We start from the raw sequence: 25,562 nt of genomic DNA, 5'->3' as shown, positions 1-25,562 counted from the left end.
GTCATCCCCAGAAAAACTTGCGGAAAACCCACTCCTCCTCGCTCTATCGACCCTGCCCCGTATTCCCATCGGCGACCTTCCCGGACTCGAGGTGGGGCCGGCACACTAGCACCGGACAAGAAGCGGAACGCACCACCCGCTCCGTCACGCTGCCGAGGAGGAACCGGTGGTAGCCGGACAGGCCGTGGCTCGCCATCACGATCAGATTCGCCTGGACTTCCTCCGCGTAGGAAGTGATGCTCGACGGAACGGGACCGACCAGCAGATGGGCATCGACCGTCACCTCCGGAGTCGTCACCTCCGAAGCGACCTTCTGCAGCGCCAATTCCTGGGTTCTGGCGAGCGTGGTCGGCACCACCGCGGGCATCGGTACCGAAGCTCCAGCCACCGTCGGCGGAAGGATGGCGTGAACCAGGTCGATCCGGCCGTTGAAAGACCGGGCCAGCGAAATCGCCGTGCGCAGTGAAGCGCAAGCATCATCGGAGTAGTCGAACGGTACGACGATGCGTTCGATCTCCAGATCCTCCGTGAGATCACCCCGTTCCGGTAGCGTCAGCACCGGACAAGCGGCGGTGCGGGCCACCTCTTCGGCGACGCTGCCCAGCAGAAATCGCCGAACGCCGCGCCGTCCATGAGTGCCGATGACGATCAGGTCGATGCTCTCGGCCTCGGCATAGGCCACGATCTCCGCCGCGGCCGAGATGCCGCGCCGGAGCGATTCGCGAATCTCCAACTGCTTCGTCGGCACTCGCTCGAGCAGGCGACGGGTTTCGGCAGCGGCCACCTCCCCGAGGCGTTCGAACACCTCATCCATCTCGATCAAGTCCATTTCCGAAGAGGGTCGCGGCTGGAGCCACTCGATGACGTGGAGCAAGTGCAGCTCGGCCCGGGAACGCCGGGCGAAGAAAAGAGCCTCCCCCAGGGCGGCGTCGGCGCTGGTAGAGAAATCGGTGGGCATCAAGATTCTTCTCAGCTGCATGACGGACTCCTCTCCGGAGATTGGCGGTCCTCCCAGTTTGATGGCGAAAACCGGAATCTGCCACGCCTGATGGGGTGGCCCGAAATCGGCGCATTCCCCCCTTTCGGGGCAGGACCATGAACCGCCCCATCGGATAACGCCACTTATCCGGTCCGCGGCGCGGTCCAATAGGCCGCTGTTCGAAGCGCAACCAGAGAGGTCAGCAGTCCACAACCGCTGAGCAGCCGTCACCAGATGCCGACGTCAGGCCAAGACGGGGCGGGGACGTGTTCAGTCGCTCTCCGGCGCTCCATTTCCAGGGGTTCGCATCACCGTGAGCGAAACGAAGCACCAAGCCTGTCCGCCTGGAAGGGGCATCAGCAGAAGGGCGAACTCCTCGAGGCGGGTCTCGTGCGCGAGGTGTCCGTGAACCCCCGAGGCCGGGGCGAGCAGTTCAAGCTCCTCGAACTCACCCAGGCTGGTCGAGCGGTCCTCTCGGACTTCGGCGTCTCAGTCTCAACCGGCCATGGTCGAGCCGGTGTGGCGCATCAGTGGTGGGTCCAGGAGATCCCCGCTGGCTTGAAGGCCAGGGCCTCACGCCAACGATCGAGGACGATTCACGAGGAGCGAGGGTTGACCTCAGTGTCGAAACCGATGATGGACTCCTCGCTATGGAAGTCGAGATGGGAACCCGTCACCTCGACACCAACATCACGAACGACCTCGATGCCGGGTACGCCCAGGTCGTCTCGCTCTGCGATGTCGATCACCCCAAAGCAGTGACCGAGACATACCAAAACGCCGAAGGCGTCGTTCTAGCCGACCTGCGCGAATACCAAGCGCAGCTCGCCTCAGTACTCCAGATTCCTTCCGTACCACCGCCGAACCAAAACCAAGAACCCAGTCGCACGAGGCGTCGGAAGAAACCGCCCAAGCATGAGGCGGTGAATCCACCCCACGACTGGAGTGACCCAGGGGCGCTCCCCACGCCACTCGCTGCCGAGTATCTCGGGCTCGCGCCTGCGACCCTAGAGACACTGCGTTCTCGCGGTGGTGGGCCTCCCTTCGTCAAGCTCGGCAGGCGTGTCGTGTACCGCCGGGAGGATCTCGATGTCTGGCTTGAAGATCGCCGTTGCACTTCGACGAGCGATCCAGGATAGGCCGATTTTCGACCTGAATGTGGTTGCTGGGTGGTTGCCAAAAGCAAAACGCCCGCCGGAGTGGCGGGCGCTAAGTACTTGATTCTACTGGTCGGGACGGCGAGATTCGAACTCGCGACCCCCTGAACCCCATTCAGGTACGCTACCAGACTGCGCCACGTCCCGACCGGCGGGCAGCTTACTACATTCGGGTGGCGTGGTGTCCAGTCGCGGCCGGCGGGCGGGCCGTCTTCGAAGTTCTCTCTAGGAATCCAGCAGGGCGAGGATTTCGCGCGCCTCGCCGAGGGCTTTGCGGATGCCGTCAGTCAACTGGGCGGTGCTCGCCGCTGAGACCTCGCCAGCCTCTTCGGAGCTTTCCGCGGCTTCGCTTTCCGCCGGCTGTTCGCCGAGGGTGCCGGCAGCCAGCTCCGCCTCGAGCTTTTTCTTGGCACCGGCGATAGTGTAGCCCTCTTCGTAGAGGAGAGCCTTGATGCGCCGAATGATGTCCAGCTCTTTTTCGGCGTAGACGCGCTGGCCGGAGCGGCTTTTGTTGGGCGACAAGGCAGGAAATTCGGTTTCCCAGTAGCGCAGCACGTAGGGCTGGATGTCGAGCGCCTTGCAGGCTTCGCCGATCTTGTAGTAGAGCTTCTTGGAGGTTTGGCCGGCCATCGGTTAGCCCTCCAGGTCGTCGCGACGGCGAGGGCTTGCTTTTCGGGTGACCTCGGACTTGAGGCGGCGCGCCGGTCGAAAGCTCAGTCCGTTGTGGGGCGGGATGAAAATGCGGTCGCCGCTCGAAGGATCCACGCCGACCCGGCCCGCCCGGGGCATCACTTCGAAGGTGCCGAAGTTCTTGATCCGCACCGGACGGCCGCCACCCAGGCTGGTCTTGACGGTGGCGAAAATTTTGTCGACCACTTCCGCCGCTTCGGTGCGCGTCAGGGCGCCGTGGCGCTGGTAGACGACGTCGATGAGATCGGCTTTGGTGAGGCCGCTTGGGGCCTTGGACTGGGGTCGAGGGTCTTTTTTTCGAGTCACGTCTACTGGGTGCCGGCTGCGCGGCACTCCGAGGAAAGATAAGAGATTCTCCCCAGTATAGCAGCCCGAAACGACGATTCCCGCAATGGTCATCTACGTGCCCGCTGCCGTATGACCAGGCGAATGGGCACCCCCGGCAGGTCGAGGTGGCGGCGAATGGAGTTGACCAGGTAGCGCCGGTAGGTGTCCGCCCGCTTGAGGGTGCGGTTGGCGAACAGCATGAAGGTCGGCGGCTCCGAGGAAACCTGAGTCGCGTAGTAGGCCTTCCAGGGCTTGCCGTACTGCGCCGGGGGCTTGTGTCGGCGCAGAGCTTCGGCGAAGAGGCGGTTCACTTCGCTGGTGCCGAGGCGGGTGTCGAAGGCGGTCAGAGCGCGATCGATGGCCGGGAACACCTTCTCCACCGCCCGGCCGGTGGCGGCCGAGATGTTGACCCGCAGCGGATCCGCCAGCAGCTCTTCCAGGCGCGGCATGCTGAGGTCGAGGCGCTCGCGGCCCTCCTCGTCGAGCAGATCCCACTTGTTGACCACCACCACCGCCGCCCGGCCCAGCTCCCAGATAGTGCCGGCTATGGCGAGATCGTTGCTGGTCACGCCGGCCGAAGCGTCGATCACCAACACCGCCAGCTTGGCCCGCTGGATCTGCCGCCGGGACATCATCACGGCCAGCTCTTCCGGCGTGTCCGACACCTTGGCGCGGCGGCGGATTCCCGCCGTGTCGATCAACATCAAATGGCGCTCGCCGGCCTCGACCAGAGTGTCGATCGGGTCCCGGGTGGTGCCGGCGACGGGGGTCACCAGGGAGCGCTCCTGACCGAGCAGCCGATTGAGCAGCGACGACTTGCCGACGTTCGGCCGGCCGACGATGGCGACCGGCGATGCGTCCTCCGGGACGGTCGCCGCGGGCACCTCCGTCAGGGCGCCGAGAATCGCTTCGCGCAACGAGTCGATGCCCTCGCCGTGTTCCGCCGACAGCAGGATGGGATCACCGGCGCCGAGGCTGTAGAACTCCGTGAAGCCCTCCTGGGCCTGCCGGGTGTCGCCCTTGTTGACCACCACCAGGGTGGCCTTGCCGGACTGCCGGAAGTGTTCCCATACCTGCTCATCGGCCGGCACCAGGCCCTCGCGGCCGTCTACCACCAGCACCAGCAGGTCGCTCTCCTCCACCGCCAAGAAGACCTGTTTGTTGAGGCCCAGGGGATCGTCGCCGGGCACCAGGCCGCCGGTGTCTACCAGATCGATCTCGCGGTCCACCTGCAGTTCGGCGGTGCCGACGATGCGATCGCGGGTTACCCCCGGCTGGTCGTGGACGATCGCCTGGCGTTTGCCCACCAGGCGATTGAACAAGGTGGACTTGCCGACGTTCGGGCGACCGACGATGGCCACCATGGGCGTGGTGTTCATGATCTACGGGGAGGAGCCGTCGCGGCTCAGGTCAACTGTCTTCGACCAACTGGCGGTGCAGCACCTTCCAGCCATCGTCGCCTCGCTTCACCTGGTAGCGCACTCGATTGGGCTGGTCGAGGTCCGACGAAATCACCCGTTCGGAGCCGGTCGCCAGGACATACAGATCCCATACCTCAAAGGTGTTCACGTAGGCGTTGGAGTACTGGTAGACGTCAACTCCCTCGACGCTCAGCTCTTTGAGTTCGGCGCGCACCCGCTTTCCTTGGGCGTACAGTTCCTGCACCCGTTGCTCGACGGTGAAGATCTCTTTTTCCGCCGCCAAGCCTTCGAGCAAGGATCGATCGCCGGTCTCGTAGAACCCTCCGAGGGCGGGCAAATACGCTTCGAGCAAGGTCTCGATTTCGGGCCGGACGTTCTCCGACTGCTCTTCGGAAGACGTACAGCCGGCGAAAAGAAGCGAAACGGCAAGGACGATCGCGCTGCCGAGAGCGGCGAGACGGGGCACCTTGCGGTATGTCCGGAAAGGGGATCTCGGTTCATTCATCGCGTGGAATCCTATCAGTCGGAGAGCTGGAGAACGCGTCCCTTCCAGCGGCTTGGAGAGCGCATTCAGCAAGACGAATCGAAGGTCGCCTACCGTCTGTCTCTTCGACCGCTCCGGCGGCGTTCCGGTTCCCGGACCGCCAGCAACAGTCCCCGCCGGCGAGGATCGATGTCCGTGAGTTCCACTTCGATGGAAGCGCCGAGTTGGAAGGACTTCCCGCGCTCCGCCCCGACCATTCGGTGGCCCTCCGGTTCAAACCGGAAGTAGTCCTTGCCGAGGGCGCTGATCGGCGCCAGGCCGGAAACCTGGTAGCGATCCAGCTCGATGAACAGGCCGAAGGGCTGGACGCCGGTGATGCGCCCGCTGAAGCGCTCCCCCGTTCGGTCGGCCAGGAATCGCACCCTCTTCCACTGGCTCAAGGTGCGTTCCGCCATCGCCGCCCGCCGCTCCATGGCGGTGCAGTGATCGGCCACAAAGATCAACCGCTCGGCGCGCTCCGCGGGCTCCTCGCCCTCACCGCCGGCGCGGCCCTCGATGCGGTCCAGGGTGCGGTGCACCTCCAGATCCGGATAGCGCCGGATCGGTGAGGTGAAGTGGGTGTAGGCCGTCGAGGCGAGGGCGAAGTGGCCGCCGTGCTCCCGCCGGTAGGCGGCCTGCGGCAGCGCGCGGCGCACCAGGGTACTGATGAAGTCCTCGCGTTGGGTGCCCGCCACGGCCGCCAGCAGCTCGGCGAAGTCCAGCGAGCCGGGGGCCTCCTGGGGAAAGGGGATGCCGAGGTTCTCCAGTACCGCCCGCAGGTCTTCGAGGTTCTCGCGCAGAGGCGCCTCGTGAGTGCGGTAGAGACCGGCGACGCCCTGGTCCCGAAGATAGCGCGCGACGGCTTCGTTGGCGGCCACCATGGCCTCCTCGATCATGCGGTGGGCGACGGTGCGTTCGCCGGCGGTGACGTCGACCGTCTCGCCGGCGGCATCGAGGCGGAGTTCGCTAGACGGCAGGTCGAAGTCCAGCGAGCCGCGCTCCGCCCGCCGCCGCTGGAGGCCTTCGGTGACCTCCCGCAGCGAGCGCAGCACCGCCAGCAGGTTCGCCGGCAGCTCCTCCCGCCCCTCCAGGGCGGCGGTGACCTGGCGGTAGGTCAGCCGATGGCGGCTGCGGATGACGCTGCGGCGGACTTCCGCCCGGCGCACTCGGCCACCGGAGTCAAGAGTGAGAAAGACCGTGCGGGTCAAGCGATCGACCTCCGGCCGCAGCGAGCAAAGGCCGTCCGACAGGGCCGCCGGCAGCATCGGCACCACCCGGCCGGGAAAGTACACGCTGGTGCCGCGGCGGTAGGCCTCGCGGTCGAGCACACCGCCTTCCGGCACATAGTGGGCGACATCGGCAATGTGGACTCCGAGGCGCCAGCCGTCGGCCGCGTATTCGAGGGACAGGGCGTCGTCGAAGTCGCGCGTCGACTCGCCGTCGATGGTGAAGGTACAGAGATCCCGGAGATCCTCCCGGCCCGCCAGGTCCTCGCGCCGCGGCTCCGTGCCCAGGCCTTCGGCGGCCGCCTCGACCTCCGCCGGAAAGAACTCCGGAATCTCGAACTGGGCGATCACCACCGCCGTGGCGGTACCCGGCGCTTCGGCGGCGCCGAGATCGCGCTCGACCTGGGCCGTTCCAGCATCGACCAGTGCCGCCTCCACCCAATGATCGACCAGACCGTCATCGGCATCGGGCACTGCCGGTTCGAGGGCGAGCTTGAAGTCGAAGGGCAGCAGCCGACGGCCGGAGCCATCCGACTCCAGGCGCCCGACCAGGCGGTCGTAGGGGCTATCGAGAATCTCTTCGATCCGGCCCCTTCGGAGGCCACTCTGGCCGGATCGGCGGCGCCCCTCGGGCAGCGGGCGCACCAGGACGGTATCGCCTTCGAGGGCTTCGGCGAGGTCGTCCGGCGCCACTACCAGATCGTCGCCCCGGTCAACCCGCACTCGGTGTTCATCGTCCCGCAGCATCAGGTGCCCGACCGTGAAGCCCGCCGCCTCCGGAGTGCGCCACAGGCCGTCCTCCTCTACCGCCTCACCCCGCTGCCAAAGGGACTCCAGCAAGGCCTGCTCATCGGCCGGCGTGAGGCCCGGCGGCAGCTCGGAGGCCGGCGGACGCAGTCCCGCCTCTCCCGCCCGGCGCAGGCGATCCCGCATTTGCTGTCGGCGGCGCTCGAAGGCGCCGGCTCGGTTCATTGACACGAGGTTAGACCCTCTCTAGAATCTCTCGGTCACTCGGGCCGGCGGCCTGCCCGATGCGAAAGTGGCGGAATTGGTAGACGCGCAAGATTCAGGATCTTGTGTCCGCAAGGACGTGGGGGTTCGAGTCCCCCCTTTCGCACCAACCCATCCCTTCCCAAGCTCTTCAGATTCTTAACCGCCGCCAGCGGTGCAGGGTGCCGGTGACCCGAGCCGGTGACTCGCAACGGCAACCTTCGGGGCATCACAACGCGCTGGACGGCCCGGGAACATCGTCGTCGTTTCGCTGACCGCCTGCCAGCAGCCAAGCGTAGGCTCTGCGGTAGCGGGCCGCTACCGCGTCCCAGGTGAGATCGGCCTCCGCCCGCCGGCGCCCGTTGCGACCGAGCAGCCGGCGGCGCTCGGGGGAAGCCAGCAGGTCGCCGAGGGTTTGCACCAAGGGCTCGACCTTGCCCTCGGGCACCAGATGGCCGGTCTCGCCCTCCACCACCGCCAAAGGAATGCCCGAGATCTCCGAGGCGACGACAGCCAAGCCGCTGGCCATCGCTTCGAGGATGACGTTCGGCAGGCCGTCGACGTTGCCCTTGCGGTCGTGGACCGCCGGCAACACGAAGGCGTCAGCGGCGCGGAACAGGCTGGGCAGTTCGTCCCGCAGCACCGCGCCGGGAAAGTGAACCCGCTGCCGCCAGGGCTCCGCCCGAGCCTTGAATTCCTCCAGCCGATCGCCGCCGCCGGCGAGGACCAGATGACTATCCGGCGCCCGGGCGAACAACTCGTCGAGACCTTCTAGGAGCACTTGAAACCCTTTCTTGGTCGCCATTCTGCCCACCGAAAGGGCCATCGGTGCCGCCAGCGGGATCGCGAGCTTGTGACGCCACCGTACCCGGCTGCCGGATTCCGAGTCCACCGCCTTGGAAGGCCGGAAGGTGGCGATGTCCACGCCGTAGGGAATGACCCGTGAGGCCGCCGCCGGAAAGCCCAGGGCGCGGACTCGATCCACCAACTCCGGCGAGCAGCCGGTGAGCAACCCGGCGCGCGCCAGGGCGCGGCGGGCGAGTGGTCGGAAGGCTTTCTTTTCGGCCATGAACACGTCGCTGCCGTGCAGGCCGATGGCCAGCGGCACCCGGCCGGCAACGCCGCTCGCCACCACGCCGTTGGGCACGATCCAGTGGGCGTGGACGAGGTCCCAGCGCTTGGCGCGCAGCGCCCGGGAGAGGGCCCGGCGCGCCCCCAGGGCGTAGAACGGCGCCGCCACCTTGGCGCCGAGCTTGACGGTCTCGTCCGCCTGCAGGCTGCGGCCGTAGCCCAGTACCTCGGCCCGCACCGGGGCGTAGCGGAAGCTTTCGACCTTCACCCCTTCGTCGTCCCAGCCCTGCGGCACGCCGGCGGCGTGAGGGGTGAGGACCGTCACCCGGTCGCCGCCGCGCACCAAGCCCTGGGCCAGGTCGCGAATGAACGGCCCGTTCACATCCTCCGGGAAGCGCGGGTAGGTCTGGGTGAGAAACAGGATCTCCAGTTGCGCCGCGCCGGACAGGTCGCGCAGCGAGGCAGCCTTCGGCTCGGCGACGGCCATCACTCCAACCGTTCTTTGACCGAGTAGCTATCCCGCCGACGGAAGGACTTGAAGGTGATCATCTCGCCGATCAGGCCGGTGGTGAGCACCTGGATCCCCACCACCATCAGCAGAATCCCCAGCAACAGCAGGGGGCGATTGGAGAGGGTCTCGCCGCCCATCCACAGGATCGCCAGGTGCAGGTTGATGCTGAAGCCGGCGCCCAGCAGGGTGAGACCGATGAGCCCGAAGAGGTGTAGCGGGCGACGGGTGTACTTGGTGATGAACAACACCGTGATCAGGTCGAGGAGCCCCTTGTAAAGGCGGTCCCAGCCGTACTTGCTCTGCCCCGCTCGGCGCGGATGGTGGGTGACCTCGATCTCGCCGATCTGGAAGCCGCGACGGCTCGCCAGCACCGGAATGTAGCGGTGCAGCTCGCCGTACACCGCCACCTGCTCCAGCACCTCCCGACGGTAGGCCTTGAAGCCACAGTTGAAGTCGTGCAGGTCGACGCTCGCCAGGTGGCGGGTCACCCAGTTGAAGAGCAGCGACGGATAGCGCTTGCTCGCCGGATCGTGGCGCCGGCGCTTCCAGCCGGAAACCAGGTCCAGATCTTCCTCTTCCAGCTTGTCGAGGAAGCGGGGGATTTCCGCCGGATCGTCCTGTAGATCGCCGTCCATGGTAATCAGGATCACACCCGCAGAGTGATCGAAGCCGGCGGTGATCGCCGCCGCCTTGCCGAAATTGCGCCGCAGGCGCACCAGTTTGATCCGCGGATCCCGCTCGTGCGCCTCGCGCACCCGGTCCGGCGTACCGTCCCGCGAGCCGTCGTCGATGAAAATCAACTCGAAGCTGCGGCCGAGGCGATCGAGCTGCTCGGCCACGGCGCGCGCCAGTTCCAGAACAGAGTCCGCCTCGTCCAGGACCGGCACGAGAACGCTGATCTCCGGCGACTCCTCACCCGGCCCAGCGACCGGCTGAATCTCCGGTACCGGTTCTCCTGGCCGTGGGGCCACCTCGGGAGTGCTCATTGGCAGATTCTACCGGTCGGCACCGGCAGCGCCCTCTCGACCCTCGGCGAGGATCTGCTCGGCGGCGGTCTTGCCGCTGCGCATGGAGTGGTCCATGTTGAAGTACTGCCACTCGCCGAAGCGCCCGGCGGTCCAGATGCCGTTCTCCCGCAGCCAGTCCCGGATGGTGGCGACGTTGGCCGCGTGATCGAGGTCGTAGATCACGTAGGCCGGATTGATCTCTTCCGTATACACCAGCTCAATACGGTCCTCCGGGCGCAGGATGTTCGCCGCCCGCAGGGCCTCGATGGTGCGCTCGACGGCGGTGTCGCGGTCGAGGGGTCGTTGCTTGGAGAAGGCTACCTCAGTGGCGATGGAAGACTTGCCCGGCGGCGCCGTGCCGGGGCTGAAATTGGCCGGAAAGGACAGGCGGTGGAAGGGGAACAGATCCTCGTAGAAGTAGATCCAGTGCTTGTCCGACACCCGCTCGCGGTCGATCCCCAAATTGACGCAGTAGATCCCCTGGTAGCTCAGGCCATCGCAGGCCCGCACCACCTCCGGCGGCGCGCTGGGAACGAAGCGCGGGATCAGGTGCAGCGGCAGGGTGTAGACCAGGCGCTCAAAGGAAACCGATTCGCCGTTCGCAAAGACCACCCGCCGCTCCGGCAGTTCGATGCGCACGGCGGTGCGTTCCAGTTGAATGTTCGACACCCGCTCACCGAGAGCCTTCGGCAGGGGTTCGATGGCGCCGTACTTGGGGTACCAGAACTTGGAGGTCGCCCCCACCTGGTCTACCTCGTCGGTCAAGGCGCCGCGCACGATGCGCTCGACGTCCGGCGTCGGCACCCGCCGGCCGATCCAACTGAAATCCATCGTCTCCGGTTCGACGGTCCAGATCTTCTTGGCATAGGGGATCATCAGGTGATCGGCGATGCCGTCGCCGAAGAAGCCCCGCATCCACTCCTCGTAATGGGTCGGCTGGAAGTCGCCGCGGGCCTGCGCCTCGACCGCCCGCACCAATCCCACCAAGCAGTCCTGCACTACCGGGATGGGCAAGCCGAAAAGGTGGGCCTGGAAGGGAAAGCGAGTGTAGCGGTCGGAACCGTGGTGGTAGATCCAGGCTTCCCGCTCTTGGGCGTGGAAATTGTCTCCCAGCAGATCGCGGATCAGAGTCTCCATCTCCGGATCGATGGTGAACAAGATGTGCGGCCCGAAGTCGAACAGATAGCCGTCCTTCTCCATCGACCGGGCCAAACCGCCCACGCGACTCTCCCGCTCGAATACCTGCCAGTGCTCCTCACCGGCCTGCTGCAGGTGGTAGGCGGCGGACAAGCCGGCCAGACCCCCACCGAGAATCACGTCATTGCGCTGATGCGTCATAGAGGCCCTGAAAGTCTGGTATTCGAAGGACGGAAAGACAGACGGCTAGACTTCCTCATTCTCGCCTATCCAGTCTTCTTAGTAAACCCACTCCCGTTTCGTCGCGAGAGAGCGTAGGTGCCTGTAGCTGCAAGGAGTTCCGGGCTCGGGGCCCCGCAGGCGTGCTCCGAGCCCGAAGGGCGAGGCGGCGGCGAAGCCGCCGAGGATGGGGTGAGCCCGAAAAGTCCGTATTTTTCGGGCGAGGGGGCGCCAGCCTCCTCGAGAAACCAGCTGGCAGGTGTCCTGAAATCATCGGCGAAGCACTTTGTTCAGCACGCCTGCCAGCACGTCGAGGAGCCACGGGTCCGGACGACACCGCAGATGCAGGTGCATGCGGTCTCGCAGCAGAAACGGTGCAGGTGCATGCACTTTCGCAGCAGAAACGCCTAGGACATGAGGCGCTGAAACTCCGAGGTCGCCTCGTCGCCGAGGTCCTCTTCGAGGTGCTGAGTGAGCATCTCGTACTGTCGGCGGACCAGCGCGCGATCGCCCATGCGGGCATAGATCCGCATCAGTTCCAGATGGACCTTCTCCTGGAGCGGATCCTGGAAGAGGGCGGAACGCAGAACGTCGATCGCGTCCTGCAGGCGATCGAGCCGCTGATACGCCTCGCCGAGGGCGCTGAGCATCGTCAGATGCAGTCGCTGGAGGTCGTCTCGCCGTTCGAGGATCCAGGGATCGTGAAAGGCCGACAGAAAGGAACCGCGGTACAGGCTCCAGGCATCTTCGAGCACCGCCGCCGCAACTTCCGGCTGCTCGTTCCGCAAGTACTCCCGGCCGCGCTGTACCCGGCGTTCGAAGCGGGTCACATCGAGATCCCACACCAGGGTGGGATCGAGGCCGTAGAAGCCGTTGTCATACTGCAGTACTCCGGAGGCGCCGACCTGCTTCAGGCTGCGCCGCAGGTGGCTGAGGGTGGGATGGAAGTTGTTGTAGATCTTCTCCAGCGGTTGATCGTGCCAAATCGCCTGCTCCAGTTCCTCCCGGCTGGCTCGATGATCGCGCCGAGCGGCGAGAAAGGCGAAGATCAGGAAAGCACGCCGCAGACTCCATTTCACCGGTTCTTGTGAACCCCGCCAGCGTACCCATCCCGCCCCGAACAGACGAAGTTCGAATCCCGGCCCGTCACCGGCGGCCGGTTCGTTCTCATCCTCGAAACGCATCAGGTGCCCGCGCCACGAAGAAGGCAGATCGGGTCGGCGTCGGAGAGCCCGAATCAGATGAGGACGCTGCCTTACCAAGCGTTGCAGGGTACGTTCGGCCAAGGCCTGAGGCAGAGAGGCCAGCGGCGGGAAACCCGGCGCACCGACCAACAGATTCGGAGTGTCGGAGGGAGCGTCGATACCGGCCAGGGCGGCCACCACCTCACCGGCCAGATCCCGATCGCCGGTCTGCGCGGCTCCCTCCTCCAGCCGCGCCAGGCGGTCGAGAAAGACCAGCGGTTGGGGTACGCTTTCGTCACCATCCCGCCGGCTCGACTCCCCGGTCAACAACCCATCGATCCTGCGTAGGATCAGCCCCTCGTTCGCATTCAACCCCTTGTCGGAGGTCGCGACGGTCGGCTCGAAGCGGCTGCCGGCGCGCAGCACTTCCAAGCGCGTTTCGAGGCGCTGCCCGAAAGAGCCAAGGGCCTGAGCGACGTCGGCGAGAAGATCGAGCGGCAGCGAAGCGGCTAAAGAGACCCATTCCGCGCGTGCCATCTCGGCCATCGCGACGTCCGCTCCGGCCTGCCGGTAGAGATCCAGCGCCACCAGTGGGCGATTCTGCTCTCGAGCCCGGTCGGCCAGGCCACGGAGCCACTCCGAATCCGGCGCCCGGGACTCCTCGAGCCAAGCGGCGAAGAGCATCGGCAAACGCCGCCCGCCGACAGCCTCGAAGATCAGGCCCCAGCGGTCTTCAAGTTCTTCGAGAGCCCGACGCTGGGGTTCTTCGAACACCTCTTCCATCAAGTCCTGCGAAGTCAGATCGGCGCGGGCGATCCGTTCGGCGGCTGCCCTCACCGCCTCCGGCAACACCGCCCAGACCTCGTGTTGCAAAAAGGAACGAACGCCCGGGTGGCCCATCACCCCGTACTTCAAGCCGTCGCCGTCGGCGAAGGACTCGGCGACCTGGCGCAGTGGCCGGTACCAGCCATCGGTGGCGGCCAGCAGCGCCCGAGCCCAGCCCTCCCCCACCTCCCGGCCGACCACTTCGTGCCACAGAAGCTGCAGTTCGTCTTGTCGTAGAAGGAAATCTGCCGGCGGCAGGTGAGCGATGGGCAGCGGCCCCGCCGAGGAACGGACCGGCGCCGAGAACACCAGCTTTCGCCCGGCTTCGAGGCTGCCGGCGAGCGCCTCCATCGCCCCTTCCGGTAGCGCCGTGAGGGACGGCAGCACCAGCCACTTGGCGCCGCTCTCGTGCGCCACATCCACCACTCGCTGGAGGGTTTCCGGAAGCGCCAATTCCTCCACCGCCAAGGGCTGCGCTTCGCGCCGGTCGTCGGACACCAGGGCATCGAGCACCGACTGCTGACCGCTGCCGGGCCAGGCCCAGAGCTGAATCACCGGTTCGTCGAGGGATCGCAGGCGGGCCAGGAGCCGGGTGACATGGGGAGGCCGGTATCCCCGCGCGCTGACCATGATCTGCTAGCAGATTGCTGAAAGAGGCCTTCGGCCTATGATCTCAGCTGCCCTGCTAGCTTTCCTCTCCAGGGGGCTCGGCGCCCCCTCGTCCGAAAACATCAGTGTTTTCGGCCTCACCCCATCCTCGGCGCCTATGGCGCCGCCTCGCCCTCTGGGCTCGGAGTAGGGTGCTGAGGAGTTCTTCAGCACCCTGCTAGCTTTGGAGGCGGTCACGCACGATCTGCATGTCTTCCCAGGTCGGGCGTTTCCAAGCCGCGTTGCGCAGCAGGCCGGCCGGATGGTAGGTGACCCGCGCCTCGACGCCGCGCACCCGGTGCCAGCGGCCGCGCATGCGCCCGAGGGGCAGGTCCGTACCGAGCAGCGTTTGGGCCGCCACCCGGCCGAGAGCCACGATGACCCTAGGCTCGATGAGATCGATCTGCCGCTCCAGGTAGGGCCGGCAGGAGGCCACCTCGTCCGGCTGCGGATCGCGGTTGCCCGGCGGGCGGCACTTGACGATGTTGGCGATGTAGACCTCTCGGCGCCGGTAGCCCATTGCCTCCAGGATGCGGTCGAGCAGTTGCCCCGCAGGCCCGACGAAGGGCAACCCCTGGCGATCTTCCTGGGCGCCGGGGCCTTCGCCGATCAGCATCAAGCGCGCCTGGGGATCGCCGGTACCGAAAACCACCCGCTGGCGCTTCTCACACAGGCGACAGAGGCGGCAATTCTGAATGTGCTGGTCGAGCTGTTCAAGGGCGAACCGTTCGAGTCCGCCGGCCGCCGACTCGGGAACGGCCACGGACGAAGGTTCCTTCTCGGCACCGGAGCGGCGCTTTGCTAGCTTCGCCGGCTCCGGGGCCGCTTCCTGCCGGTAGATGTCCGGGTATCCCAAGTCCTTGAGGTACGCGGCCAGGGTCACGGCGGAGAATGAAGATTCGCTCAGTGGACTTCCTCTTCGGTCTCCTCCGGGGCCGCCTCCTCGGCCTCGGCCTGCTCCGCTTCCGGTGCCGGACCGTAGTCCCAACTCACCAGTTCCTGGGTGACTTCCGCCATCGCGGCGCTGGTCGGCTTGTCGACGCCGTCGATGCGCGGCCGGCCGCCGCGGGTGAGCTGCTCGGCGCGGTGAGCGGCCACCAGTACGTAGCGGAACTTGCTGTCGATCTTGTCGGGGATTCTCTCGTCCATGGGTATCTCCTTCAGGGTTTCTCCACCAAGTACACTTATTTTTCGAACCCGATTTCTACCGGCACGCGACCAGGGCCGCCAGGCGAAGCCGAGGACGGGGTGAGATCCGATTTTTTCGGATCGAGGGGGCCAGCCCCCTGACATAAAGAGCCAACAGCACCGAAATAGCGTAGCGGAAAGCTTCAGCGACCTGCTAGCGTGGAGCGTATCGGCGGAAGTCCGCCAGGATCTCTCCGACCCTGCCGCGCATGCGGTCCAGGGCGCACCGCCGAGCGCGGATAACCGATGCCAAATCGTCCGCCGCGTGCTCCGCGCGGTCATTCACAATAACATAGTCAAAGCTATCGTAACACTCGATTTCCCTGACAGATGCGGCGAGGCGGCGGTCGATCACCGCGCCTTCGTCGAGGCCCCTCGCGCGCAAGCGCTTGGCGAGGTCCTGGTAGCTCGGCGGAAGAACCAAGATGGTGACCGCATCGGGGTTCTGGGAGCGGATCTGATCGGCGCCCTGTACGTCGACATCGAGCAGCACGTCGAGGCCCCGCTCGAGGCGTGGATCCACTTCGTCGCGCGAAGTGCCGTAGAGATTGCCGTGCACCTCCGCCCACTCGATGAAGCGATCGTCGGCGACCATGGCCAGGAAGCGGGACCGATCGATGAAGTGGTAGTCCTGGCCGTCCTCCTCGGCGCCGCGCGGCGACCGGGTGGTGTGGCTGACGGAAAACTTGAGCTTGCCCTCCTCCCGGGCCAGGAGGAGATCGATGAGGGTGCTCTTGCCGGCGCCGGAAGGAGCCGAGAGAAGGATCAACTCGCCGCGGGCCGCCATAGCGCCGGAGGCTAGCATAGGAGCGGATTCTTCAGCCGTCGCCTCACTCGACATTCTGCACCTGCTCCCGGAGCTGCTCGCACAGCACCTTGCCGTCCAGCACGCCACGGGTCAGGTCGGCATTGCGCGCCTTCGATCCGACCGTGTTGAGTTCCCGGAAGATCTCCTGGGCCAGGAAATCCAGTCGTTTGCCGATGGAGCCCTCCCCCGCCATGGCCTCCTCGAAGTGGTCGAGGTGCGAGGCCAACCGGTCGAGTTCCTCGGCGATATCGCCGCGATCGGCGAGCACCGCCACCTCCTGGAGCATGCGATCCTCGTCGACCGAGACATCCACCAGAATCTCGGCAAGCCGCTCCTCGAGCCGCGCCGCCAGACCATCGCGGACCTCGGCGCGCCGGGTGGCGAGGCGCTCCACCAACTGCCGCAGCCCATCGACCCGCTCGCGCAGAACGGCCTGCAGTTTGTCGCCCTCGAGGGAACGCGCCTCGACCAGCCGGCCGAGAGCCGCGCCGGCCACCTCCAGCAGCTGCGCTTGGTCCTTGGGCAGCCAGACCGCCTGTGCGGTCTCCACCTCGACGGCACCGGGCAGGCGCAGGAGATCGCCGAAGCGGACCCCACCGGAAAGCCAGCCGGACTCCTCCAGCCGGGCGGCGGTCTCAGAACAAGCCCGGGCGACCTCCGAATCCACCCGCACCTTGGGTGACGGATTGTGGAAGGAGCGGATTTCGACGGAGGCGTCGATCCGGCCGCGGAAGAGCTCTCCGCCGAGAAACTCCCGCAAAGCCGGCTCCGAGTGACGGGCGAAGTCCGGCAGATGCGCCCGGATCTCGAGGTATCGATGATTGACGGATCGAAGATGGACCTCGACGGAATAGCGGTCGTTGGCCTCCGCCGCGTCGCCGTAGCCGGTCATGCTCCTCATGGACTTTCCCCTTCTCGATGATTTTCCGGCCGGCCCCCGGAACCGTGCCCGGCCAACTCCTCGGCGCGGCGCGACACGGCCCGCAAGGCCTCCTCCACCCGACGCCGGGCCACTTCCTGGTCATCCTCGGCGGTCACCCACACCGGCTCTCCCACAACGTACCAGAGGGTCGAGAAGGGCCACGGGATCAGCATCTTGTCCCAACTCTTCTCGAGCACCGACCGGCGGGTGGCCGAAAAGGCTACCGGCAGAATCGGCAGACCGGTCAGGCGGGCGCCGGCCACCACCCCGGCCTTGGCCTCCTGCGCCGGTCCCTTGGGACCGTCCGCCGCCCAACCCAGGTCATATCCTTGCTTGGCCTGGCGCACCAGCGCCTTGAGGGCTCCAACCCCGCCGCGGGTGGACGAGCCGCGGGTAGACTCGACCCCCAGGCGGCGCACAGCGCGGGCCGCGATCTCGCCGTCCTGGTGCTGGCTGATCATGATCGACACCGTCCGCCCGCGGTAGAGCTTCGGCATCATCAGCAGGTGGCGATGCCAGAAGGCGAGAATGAACTGGCTCCCCTCGCGCTCCCAGCGGCGCTGCCGCTCCGCCCCCTCATAGCGCGTGCGCACCGTCCAGCCGAGGAGGCGCAGTGACCAGGCCACGGCGAAGGACGCCAGCGCGACCTGCCAGCCGCCCGCCGCCTTCTTCGCGACCCTTCCTTCCTCTATGGCCCCAGACACCGAAGAGTCTCAGGCCTTGAACTGAAGGTCGTAGAGGCGCTTGTAGGTGCCGCCCAAAGCGAGCAGCTCGTCGTGGGTGCCGGATTCGATCACCCGCCCGGCGTCCATCACCACGATGCGATCGGCGCGCATCACCGTCGACAAGCGGTGGGCGATGACCATCGTCGTGCGCCCCTCCATCAGGTTGTAGAGCGCCTTCTGGACCAGCGCTTCGGATTCGCTGTCGAGCTGCGAAGTCGCCTCGTCGAGCACCAGGATCGGGGCGTTCTTGAGCAGTGCCCGGGCGATCGACAGGCGCTGCCGCTGGCCGCCGGAAAGGCGCATGCCGCCTTCCCCCACCACCGTGTCGTAGCCCTTCGGCAGCTCGCTGATGAAGCCGTCCGCATAGGCCGCCGCCGCCGCTTCGCGCACCGCCTCGACGGGCAGATCCTGGCGGCCGTAGGCGATGTTGTTGCGCACCGTGTCGTTGAACAGCACCGTCTCCTGGGTGACCACTCCGATCAGGGCGCGCAGACTCTCCAGGCGCAGGTCCCGCAGATCGATGCCGTCGATGGCGATGCGGCCCTCGTTCGGATCGAAGAAGCGCGACAGCAGGTTGACCATCGTCGACTTGCCCGCGCCGGAGGAGCCCACCAGGGCGACGATCTCGCCGCGGCGAATCTCCAGATCAACCCCTTCGAGGACCGGCTGGGTCTCGTAGGCGAAGCCCACCCCCTCGTAGGTCACCCCCTGCTCCACCCGGGTGATGTCGCGAGCGTCGGGCCGTTCCGCGATGTCGTTCGGCGTCGCCATCAGCGATGACACGCGGTGGCCCGCGGCCAGGGCCTCCTGCAGAATCAGATTGACCTTATTCAGCTTGCGGATGGGGTCATACATCCACAGCAGGGTGGTCAGGAACATCACCAGTTCGGAGCCCTCCAGCTCGCCGCCGTAAACCTTCCAGCCGGCCCACATCAAGAGCGCCGCAGCCCCGATCACCGCCAGGGATTCGACCACCGGGCTGGAGAGATTCGACAACAATTGCGCTCGCAGATTCACCCGCTTGTGGCGATTCGTGGCGCGCTCGAAGCGCTCCAGTTCGAAGTCCTCCATGCCGAAGGACTTCACGACTCGGAACCCGCGCACGCCTTCACCCATCAAAGAAGCGATGTCCGCCATCCGCTCCTGGCTGCTATGGCTGGTGCGGCGCATGCCCTTTCCGAAGCGGACGATGGGATAGAGCAGCACCGGTGCCACGAACAGGCAGACCAGCCCCAAAGAGAGGTGGGTCGACAGCAAGAGGGCGGTTAGCACCACTAGGGTGAGCGGCTGCTGGATCATGTCCAACAGGCGGTTTGACACGGCGTTCTGCATCAGCGAAACGTCATTGACCACCCGCGCCATCAGTTCGCCGGACGGATGGCGCGAGTGAAAGCGGCTGGACTGGCCGAGGATCTTCTCGTAGAGGTCGTTGCGGATATCCGTCGTCACCCCCAGGCCAATGCGCTGGAAGGAATAGCCACTGACGAAGTTGGCGACGTTACGAAGGATGAAAACCAAGGCGAAGAGCAGCGGCAAGAAAATGAAGACGTTGCCCTCGTCGATCCCGAAGTCGTCCTTCAGGTTGTCGTACCACTCGTCGAAATGCCCCGCCACATTGAAGGGACCGGGCTTCTCATCCTCCTCCTCGTCGGTGTCGCCGAGGCTGGCGAAGCCGGGCACCTCGTCAGTGCGCAAGACTTCGGCGAAGATGGGCTTGATGAGGGCCGCCGAGGTTCCTGTGGTGACGGCGAAGACGAGAATCGCAAAGATCGCCAAGGCGCCCGTTCCCAGGTAGCGCCGCAAATAGCGCCAAAAAAACACGGCCATCAGACCTCCTCCGCCGCGGCGGCCGCTCCCCCGGGAACAAGAATCTCTGCGACCGCCCGGGCCGCCCGGGTACTCGCCCCGCGCTGACCGAGGCGGCCGCGCAATTCCGCCAAGGCGTGGCGCATCTCCTGGCACCGCTGAGGGTGCGTCAAGAGAGCGTAGGCCTCTTCCGCCAAGGCAGCCGGTTCCGCATCCTTCTGCAAGCGCTCCGGCACCACACCGCGGCCCAGCACCAGATTGACCAGACTGAAGTGCGGCAGGCGCACCATCCAGCGGGCGAGCCAGTAGGTCCAGGTGGCGAGGCGGTAGACGACGATCATGGGGGTGGTCAGCAGTCCCGTTTCGAGGGTGGCGGTGCCCGACGCGGTGAGGGCCAGATGGCTGTCGGCGATCACCTCGAAGCGCTTCGACGACACCACCTCGATCGCCGTCTCCGGAGCGAGGGCGGCGAGCCGTTCGTTCACCCAGTCCACCGACAGCGCCGGAGCCCGCACCAGCCGCACTTCGATCGCCCGGTGGCCTGAATGGAGACGCTCCGCCAGCCGGTCCACTGCACCCACCAGGCTGGGCAGCAGCGCCTCCACTTCGCTCTTCCGCGAGCCGGGCAGCAGGGCGATACGAAACGGCCCGCCGGCGGCGTCGGGGCGCTCCCAACGCTGTGGCAGCTCGGGCACTTCGTCGACCAACGGATGGCCGACCAAAGTCACGTCCATGCCGTAGCGGCGATAGAACTCGACCTCGAAGGGAAACAGTACCAGCATGTGATCCACCCGCCGCCGGATCTTGTGCACCCGCCCTTTGCGCCAGGCCCAGACCTGCGGACTGATGTAGTAGATGACCTCGACGCCCAGTTCCTTGAGCGGCTTCGCCAGGCGCAGATTGAAGTCCGGTGAGTCGATCAACAGCGCGGCGGCAGGCCGGCGCACGACGGCACCGTCTACCAGTTTGCGAAACAGCCGACGGGCCTGCGGCAGGATCTTCAGCGCCTCGACGATGCCGACGACCGAGATTTCGGAGCTGTCCGCCAGGGTATCGAGGCCGGCGGAGCGCAGCTCGTCGCTGCCCAGGCCGAAGGCTTCGAGCTCCGGCAGGATGCGGCGCAGTTCGGCCAGCAGGCGGGCACCGTGCAGGTCACCGGAGGCCTCTCCGGCGACAATCATCAGCGGGCCGGGCAAGGAACGCTCATCACGCGGGGTCAGGGAAAGGGTGCGGGCGGACCGGAGGGAAAGGGGTACATCAGCCAAGCGATCAACAGTCCGCCGCCGACCATGCCCAGGAAGATCTGCAGGAACAGCCGAATCTGAGCACGCCGTTCCCGCCGCCACAGGGTCGTGAAGAACAGACTGACGATCAGGGCATACACCACCATCAGCAGGAAGTGGCTCACTCCGCCACCTCCTTCTGCCCCTGGGCGATATCCCAGGTGTCGATCACCAGCAGCAGATTCATCAGGCCGCCGGTGAGCAGAAAGGCGGTGCCGTATTCGAAGCCGGCGCCGGCGAGCTCGGCCTCGTAGTTCAGGCCGAGCTCGAGAATCCAGTAGGCCAACCCCAGGCCCATGGAGCCGACGGTGCCGAGCCAGGTCAAGGGCCGGCCGGCAATCGGATGGTAGAGCTTGCCCTCCAGGCCGCAGCCGATGACGATGGCGGCAACCACCAGGGCGAAGAAGACCAGCGCCCGCAGGCGGCGGCCGAGCAGAAAGTGACCGAGACCGGGCACCACCCAGGCGGCCAGGGCCAGCATCAGAGATCGCTTGGGATCGGAGGAAACCTCCGGTTCGCTCTTGCTCAACGCAAAGTTCCTCGAAGGTGGGTCTAGAAGAGTTGTCGCAGGCGGTCGCGGGCGGCGAAGCTGTCCTCCGGGATCACCCGCACTTCGCCGACGCTGCTCATGAAATTGGTGTCGCCGCGCCAGCGCGGCACGATATGGAAGTGATAGTGGTCCGGCACGCCGGCGCCGGCAGCGCTCCCCAGGTTCATGCCCAAATTGAAACCGTCCGGCTGGTAGGCCCGGTTCAGGATGTCGCGGCAGCGCAGAACCAGCGGCCAGAAGGCCGCCTGGGTGGCCGGAGAATCGTCCTCCGGCCGCGCTCGGTGGTTCTTGGGGGCGACCATCAGGTGCCCGCTGGCGTAGGGAAATCGGTTGAGCAATACCAGGTGGTCCGCGCCTTCGAAGACCACCAGCGAATCATCGTCGTCGGGGTTCGCAGAAGCGTCGCAGAAGAAACAACTCTTGGCGGATTGCTCCGCCTGGCCGGACCCTCGCGGCCCGGCTTGACCCTCCACGTACTGTGACCTCCAGGGCGTCGCCAGGCTGTTCACTCGGCGCTACTTCGCGTTGAGGAGCTCGCGCAGCTCCTTGCCGGGCTTGAAGTACGGAATTCGCTTCGCCGGCACCTGCACCTTTTCGCCGGTCTTCGGGTTGCGGCCCATCCGCGGCCCGCGGTTGCGGATGCGGAAAGAACCGAATCCGCGCAGCTCGATCTTCTCGCCTTCTTTGAGCGAGTGTACGATGCTGTCGAACACCGTATTGACGATGATTTCGGCATGCTTCTTGGTGAGCTGGGTGGAACTGGCCACTTCGTTCACCAGCTCGGCCTTGGTCATTCCGTCTCGTACTGGCACGGTTCCCCCTCGAACGGGAAAAGAAACGGCGACCCCGCGGAGAGGCCGCCGTTTCTAGGTTCTACTCTTCTTCGTCGGACGAGTCGGAGTCTTCGTCGTCTTCTTCGCCCTGGGAAGCTTCGATCACGACGTGCTCGCGAGCCGCCTGACGGGTCGACATTTCGCCGCCGCCCTCGCTGCCAGCGGACTTCTCCAGCTCCTCGACCTCCTCCGAGGTCGGTTGCAGCAGACCGCGCATGGTCAGGCCCACCTTCTTGTCGTCGTCCTCGATGCGCAGAATGCGGGCGCGCACCCAGTCGCCGACGGAGTAGTCCTCTTCCAGCTTCTGGGTCGGACCGACGTCGATCTCGCTGACGTGGGCCAGGCCCTCTAGGCCCTGGTAGATGTCGATGAACAGGCCGAAGTCGGTGACGTTGACGACCTTGCCGTCCACCGTGTCGCCGACGTGGTGGCTGGACACGAAGTCCTCCCACTCGTTCGGCATGAACTCCTTGATGGAGAGCGACACCCGCTGGTTGTTGACGTCGATATTGGTGATGCGAGCCTTGACCAGGTCGCCCTTCTTGAGCACCTCGCTGGGATGCTTGACGCGCTTGGTCCAGCTCATGTCCGACACGTGGATCAGGCCATCGATCCCTTCGGTGATCTCGACGAAGGCGCCGAACTCGGTCAAGTTGCGGACCTTGCCCTCGATGATCGAACCGATCGGGTGGATGTCCTCCAGCTCCTCCCAGGGATTGCGCTCCGTCTGGCGCAGCGACAGGCTGATGCGCCGCTGGCCCATGTCCAATTCCGAGACGATGGCCTGCAGTTCGTCGCCCACCTCCAGAATGCGAGCCGGATTGACCACTTTCTTGGTCCAGCTCATCTCGGAGACGTGGATCAGGCCCTCGACCCCCTCCTCGATCTCGACGAAGGCGCCGTAGTCCACCAGGCTGACCACCTTGCCGGAAACCCGCGAGCCGATCGGGTACTTCTTATCGACCAGGTTCCAGGGATCCTCGCTCTTCTGCTTGTAGCCGAGGGAGACGCGCTCCGTCTCCGGGTCGAACTTGAGCACCACAATGCCGACCTCGTCGCCGACGGCGAAGTGCTCCGACGGATGGTTGACCCGACCCCAGGAGATGTCGGTGATGTGGAGCAGACCGTCGATGCCGCCCAGGTCGATGAACACACCGTAGTCGGTGATGTTCTTGACCACGCCATCGAGGCGCGCACCCTCTTCCAGCAGGGTGATGGTCTCGGCCTTCTTCTTCTCCAACTCCTTCTCGAGCACCGCCTTGCGCGACAGGACGATGTTGTTGCGGCGGCGATCCAGGCTGATCACCTTGAACTCCAGCTCCTCGCCGCGCAGCGACTCGAGGTGCTTGATCGGCTTGATGTCGACCAGGGAGCCCGGCAGAAACGCCCGCAGACCCACATCGACGGTCAAGCCGCCCTTGATGCGGTCGATGATCCGGCCATTGATGATCAGGCCGTTCTTGTAGGCGTTTTCGATTTCGTTCCAGCGCATCATGCGCTCGGCCTTCTGGCGCGAGAGCAGGATGTGGCCTTCCACGTCCTCGGTCTTCTCCAGCAACACTTCGACTTCGTCACCCACCGCGACGGTCAACTCGCCGGCGCGGGTGGTGAATTCGCCCTTCGGCACCAAGCCTTCCGACTTGTAGCCGACGTCGACGATCACCTCGTTGGAGGTCAGGCCGATGACCCGACCGGTGACGATTTCACCTTCGACGAGATTCTTCATGCTCTCGTCGTACATGTCGACGAGCTTCTGGTATTCGGCGTCTGCGGCAGCTTGTTCGTCGTCCTCGGCGTGAGGTTCCATGTTGACGATGTGCTCGCTCGCCGCCTCCTCATCTACGGCGCTGGTCAAGGCCTCGACGGAGGCCTCCACCGGTTCTTCCACCGCAGGAGTCGGTTGGTCAGTTTGTTCTTCCGTGGACTGCATGAAACGAAATACCTCCTAGTGATTGGATTCAGGCTGACGCCTGGGCTCTTCTCCCGGGAAGAGCGCGAGCCCCCGCTAAGTCCCTGAGAACTCGGGATCGACGAGTATAGGGACCCCCTCCGGGGGTGTCAACCGAGGCGGCGAGCTAAGTGCCCGTAGAAAAAGGCTCGGCGGCGACCTGGAGGGCGCGGTCGAGCTCCTCGGCCACCGCCGGATCCGTTTCCCGCTCGCGAGCGCCGGCGAGAACTGAGCGGGCACCGAGGCGGCCCAGGGACCAGGCGGCCTGGGCGCGCAGTGCCGGATCGTCGTCCTCGAGAGCCTCCGTCAAGGGCTCCCGGTAGCGTGGGTCACGGCGATTCCCCATCACCAGGGCAGCGTTCCGCCGCAGTCCTTCGCGCCGTGCCCGCTGCATGGCGCTGCCTCGAAAGCGCTCCCGGTAGGACTCTTCGTCCAGGGCGAGGAGGCCCGCCAGATCGAGCTCCGCCCGCTGCGGCGGCAGGTGAAGGTCCGGCTGTTCGGCAGGCGACTGGCGACGAATGTTCCAGGGGCAGACCTCCTGACAGACGTCGCAACCGAATACCCATTCGCCGATCCCCTGCCGCATCTCCTCGGGGATGGCGCCGCGGTGCTCGATGGTCCAGTAGCTGATGCAGCGGTTGGCATCCAGCCGGTACGGTTCCGGCAGGGCGCCCGTCGGGCAGGCATCGAGGCAGCGGGTGCAGCGACCGCACAGATCCGCCAGCGGCTCCGACGGCGCCAGGTCCAGGGTGGTGAAAATCTCCCCCAGCAGAAAGAAGGATCCCTCGCGGCTCAGCAGGCAGGTGTTCTTGCCCTGCACTCCCAGGCCGGCGCGGGCGGCGAGTTCCCGCTCCAGCACCGGCCCGGTATCGACGTAGGCGCGGGTTTCGCTACCGGGAAAGGCCTGGCGGATGCGCTTCGCCAGCTTGCGCAGCCGCTTGCCCATCAGGTTGTGGTAATCGCGGCCGTGGGCGTAGCGGGCCACCCGCGGCCAGAGATCGCCCTCCGCCTCGACTGCGCCGGCCAGGGGCGCGTACTGCACCGCCACACAAAGAGCGCTCTTCGCCCCTTCGAGGATGCGTCTAGGCTCGACGCGCTCGGCGCTCCGCTGCTCCATCCAGGCCATACCGGCATGGTCACCCCGCTCCAGCCAACGGCGCAGCAGTTCCCCCCGTTCGATCGGCTCGAGGGAGGCGATGCCGGCACGGTCGAAGCCCGCCTCGGAAGCCCACCGGACAAGGGTTTCGGCACGGTCCATGGAGAGGATCCTACACGGGCCTGGAGAATCCCCGCCGAAGTCGGCGGAGGGCCCCCCTTGGGTTTGAAGCCGCCCCCCCGTTCGGATAGAATCCGCCCGGTCGGTCGTAATCGCTCTCGTCCTTCGAGAGCCCATGCGCGAAGTTCACCGCGAACAACCTGAGCCGCTTCGGCAGCTCAAAACACTGCCTCCGGTACCGGTAGGTCTCGCCGTCGCTCTGGACGGCACCAGTGCCCGCGCGTCGAGCGTAGACGTGAGGAGCGGGAGAACTCCGCTGGCTCTCCGCTCCGAGCCCGAAGGGCGAGGCGCTGGAAGCGCCGGGGACG

Annotated in this window: 23 protein-coding genes, 2 tRNA genes and 1 pseudogene; 2 read left to right on the top strand and 24 right to left on the bottom strand. The window is 66.0% G+C overall.

Features of this window, described 5'->3' with window-relative positions; all coding sequences use genetic code 11:
• Positions 1-43: 43 nt before the first annotated feature.
• Positions 44-979 (bottom strand): universal stress protein, encoded by a 936-nt coding sequence (locus AAF481_03945; protein ID MEM7480302.1) that lies wholly within the window; start codon positions 977-979, stop codon positions 44-46.
• Positions 980-1,902: 923 nt separating this feature from the next.
• Between AAF481_03945 and AAF481_03940 the strand changes: the two genes are divergently transcribed.
• Positions 1,903-2,118, top strand: a complete 216-nt coding sequence (locus AAF481_03940) for a helix-turn-helix domain-containing protein (GenBank protein ID MEM7480301.1) — start codon at positions 1,903-1,905, stop codon at positions 2,116-2,118.
• 88 nt (positions 2,119-2,206) lie between these two features.
• Here the strand turns inward: AAF481_03940 and AAF481_03935 are convergent.
• From AAF481_03935 to AAF481_03910, 6 genes are all read right to left on the bottom strand, one after another.
• Positions 2,207-2,283, bottom strand: a tRNA-Pro gene (locus AAF481_03935).
• A 78-nt stretch (positions 2,284-2,361) separates the two neighbouring features.
• The gene (locus AAF481_03930; protein ID MEM7480300.1) at positions 2,362-2,766 is read right to left on the bottom strand and encodes a MerR family transcriptional regulator; all 405 of its coding nucleotides are present in this window, start codon (positions 2,764-2,766) and stop codon (positions 2,362-2,364) included.
• 3 nt (positions 2,767-2,769) lie between these two features.
• Positions 2,770-3,132 carry an HU family DNA-binding protein gene (locus AAF481_03925; protein ID MEM7480299.1) on the bottom strand — a complete coding sequence of 121 codons (363 nt, stop codon included), beginning with the start codon at positions 3,130-3,132 and terminating at the stop codon, positions 2,770-2,772.
• Between the two features lie 89 nt (positions 3,133-3,221).
• Positions 3,222-4,532 (bottom strand): ribosome biogenesis GTPase Der, encoded by a 1,311-nt coding sequence (gene der / locus AAF481_03920; GenBank protein MEM7480298.1) that lies wholly within the window; start codon positions 4,530-4,532, stop codon positions 3,222-3,224.
• A gap of 31 nt (positions 4,533-4,563) precedes the next feature.
• Positions 4,564-5,079 carry an IMS domain-containing protein gene (locus AAF481_03915; protein ID MEM7480297.1) on the bottom strand — a complete coding sequence of 172 codons (516 nt, stop codon included), beginning with the start codon at positions 5,077-5,079 and terminating at the stop codon, positions 4,564-4,566.
• An 89-nt stretch (positions 5,080-5,168) separates the two neighbouring features.
• Positions 5,169-7,295, bottom strand: a complete 2,127-nt coding sequence (locus tag AAF481_03910; GenBank protein ID MEM7480296.1) for a VacB/RNase II family 3'-5' exoribonuclease — start codon at positions 7,293-7,295, stop codon at positions 5,169-5,171.
• A gap of 61 nt (positions 7,296-7,356) precedes the next feature.
• Here AAF481_03910 and AAF481_03905 point away from each other — a divergent pair.
• Positions 7,357-7,443 (top strand) — tRNA-Leu (locus AAF481_03905).
• Positions 7,444-7,542: 99 nt separating this feature from the next.
• Here the strand turns inward: AAF481_03905 and AAF481_03900 are convergent.
• The 17 genes and pseudogenes from AAF481_03900 to queG all read right to left on the bottom strand — a co-directional run bounded on the left by AAF481_03900 (position 7,543) and on the right by queG (position 25,236).
• Entirely contained in the window at positions 7,543-8,871 is a 1,329-nt protein-coding gene (locus tag AAF481_03900) for a glycosyltransferase (protein ID MEM7480295.1), read from the bottom strand.
• The gene (locus tag AAF481_03895; GenBank protein MEM7480294.1) at positions 8,871-9,881 is read right to left on the bottom strand and encodes a glycosyltransferase family 2 protein; all 1,011 of its coding nucleotides are present in this window, start codon (positions 9,879-9,881) and stop codon (positions 8,871-8,873) included. Before AAF481_03895 ends, AAF481_03900 begins: the two co-directional genes overlap by 1 nt.
• 9 nt (positions 9,882-9,890) lie before the next feature.
• Positions 9,891-11,240 (bottom strand): FAD-dependent oxidoreductase, encoded by a 1,350-nt coding sequence (locus AAF481_03890; protein MEM7480293.1) that lies wholly within the window; start codon positions 11,238-11,240, stop codon positions 9,891-9,893.
• A 425-nt stretch (positions 11,241-11,665) separates the two neighbouring features.
• A complete protein-coding gene (locus AAF481_03885; GenBank protein ID MEM7480292.1) occupies positions 11,666-13,897 on the bottom strand; it encodes a BTAD domain-containing putative transcriptional regulator in 2,232 nt (743 codons plus the stop codon).
• Between the two features lie 196 nt (positions 13,898-14,093).
• A pseudogene (locus tag AAF481_03880) lies at positions 14,094-14,630 on the bottom strand (uracil-DNA glycosylase).
• Positions 14,631-14,818: 188 nt separating this feature from the next.
• A complete protein-coding gene (rpoZ, locus tag AAF481_03875) occupies positions 14,819-15,064 on the bottom strand; it encodes a DNA-directed RNA polymerase subunit omega (protein ID MEM7480291.1) in 246 nt (81 codons plus the stop codon).
• 193 nt (positions 15,065-15,257) lie between these two features.
• Positions 15,258-15,908 (bottom strand): guanylate kinase, encoded by a 651-nt coding sequence (gmk, locus tag AAF481_03870; protein MEM7480290.1) that lies wholly within the window; start codon positions 15,906-15,908, stop codon positions 15,258-15,260.
• 25 nt (positions 15,909-15,933) lie between these two features.
• Positions 15,934-16,812 (bottom strand): YicC/YloC family endoribonuclease, encoded by an 879-nt coding sequence (locus AAF481_03865; GenBank protein MEM7480289.1) that lies wholly within the window; start codon positions 16,810-16,812, stop codon positions 15,934-15,936.
• Positions 16,809-17,537, bottom strand: a complete 729-nt coding sequence (locus tag AAF481_03860) for a lysophospholipid acyltransferase family protein (GenBank protein MEM7480288.1) — start codon at positions 17,535-17,537, stop codon at positions 16,809-16,811. Before AAF481_03860 ends, AAF481_03865 begins: the two co-directional genes overlap by 4 nt.
• A gap of 9 nt (positions 17,538-17,546) precedes the next feature.
• On the bottom strand, positions 17,547-19,385 hold the full coding sequence (locus tag AAF481_03855) for an ABC transporter ATP-binding protein (GenBank protein ID MEM7480287.1): 1,839 nt from the start codon (positions 19,383-19,385) through the stop codon (positions 17,547-17,549).
• Positions 19,385-20,560, bottom strand: a complete 1,176-nt coding sequence (gene lpxB / locus AAF481_03850) for a lipid-A-disaccharide synthase (protein MEM7480286.1) — start codon at positions 20,558-20,560, stop codon at positions 19,385-19,387. The genes AAF481_03855 and lpxB overlap by 1 nt, the downstream gene beginning before the upstream one ends.
• Positions 20,561-20,580: 20 nt before the next feature.
• On the bottom strand, positions 20,581-20,772 hold the full coding sequence (locus AAF481_03845; protein ID MEM7480285.1) for a hypothetical protein: 192 nt from the start codon (positions 20,770-20,772) through the stop codon (positions 20,581-20,583).
• Positions 20,769-21,176 (bottom strand): DUF6677 family protein, encoded by a 408-nt coding sequence (locus AAF481_03840; protein ID MEM7480284.1) that lies wholly within the window; start codon positions 21,174-21,176, stop codon positions 20,769-20,771. The genes AAF481_03845 and AAF481_03840 overlap by 4 nt, the downstream gene beginning before the upstream one ends.
• 23 nt (positions 21,177-21,199) lie before the next feature.
• The gene (locus tag AAF481_03835; GenBank protein MEM7480283.1) at positions 21,200-21,706 is read right to left on the bottom strand and encodes an HIT domain-containing protein; all 507 of its coding nucleotides are present in this window, start codon (positions 21,704-21,706) and stop codon (positions 21,200-21,202) included.
• A 6-nt stretch (positions 21,707-21,712) separates the two neighbouring features.
• Positions 21,713-21,991 (bottom strand): integration host factor subunit beta, encoded by a 279-nt coding sequence (locus tag AAF481_03830; protein MEM7480282.1) that lies wholly within the window; start codon positions 21,989-21,991, stop codon positions 21,713-21,715.
• Positions 21,992-22,070: 79 nt separating this feature from the next.
• Positions 22,071-23,960: a 30S ribosomal protein S1 gene (locus AAF481_03825; protein MEM7480281.1), complete on the bottom strand. Its 1,890-nt coding sequence runs from the start codon at positions 23,958-23,960 to the stop codon at positions 22,071-22,073.
• Positions 23,961-24,105: 145 nt separating this feature from the next.
• Positions 24,106-25,236, bottom strand: a complete 1,131-nt coding sequence (gene queG / locus AAF481_03820; protein MEM7480280.1) for a tRNA epoxyqueuosine(34) reductase QueG — start codon at positions 25,234-25,236, stop codon at positions 24,106-24,108.
• Positions 25,237-25,562 lie beyond the last annotated feature (326 nt).

Source organism: Acidobacteriota bacterium, assembly GCA_039030395.1.
Classification (GTDB): domain Bacteria; phylum Acidobacteriota; class Thermoanaerobaculia; order Multivoradales; family JBCCEF01; genus JBCCEF01.
Note: the sequence above shows the minus strand (reverse complement) of the source record. Positions and strands in the feature narration are given on the sequence as shown.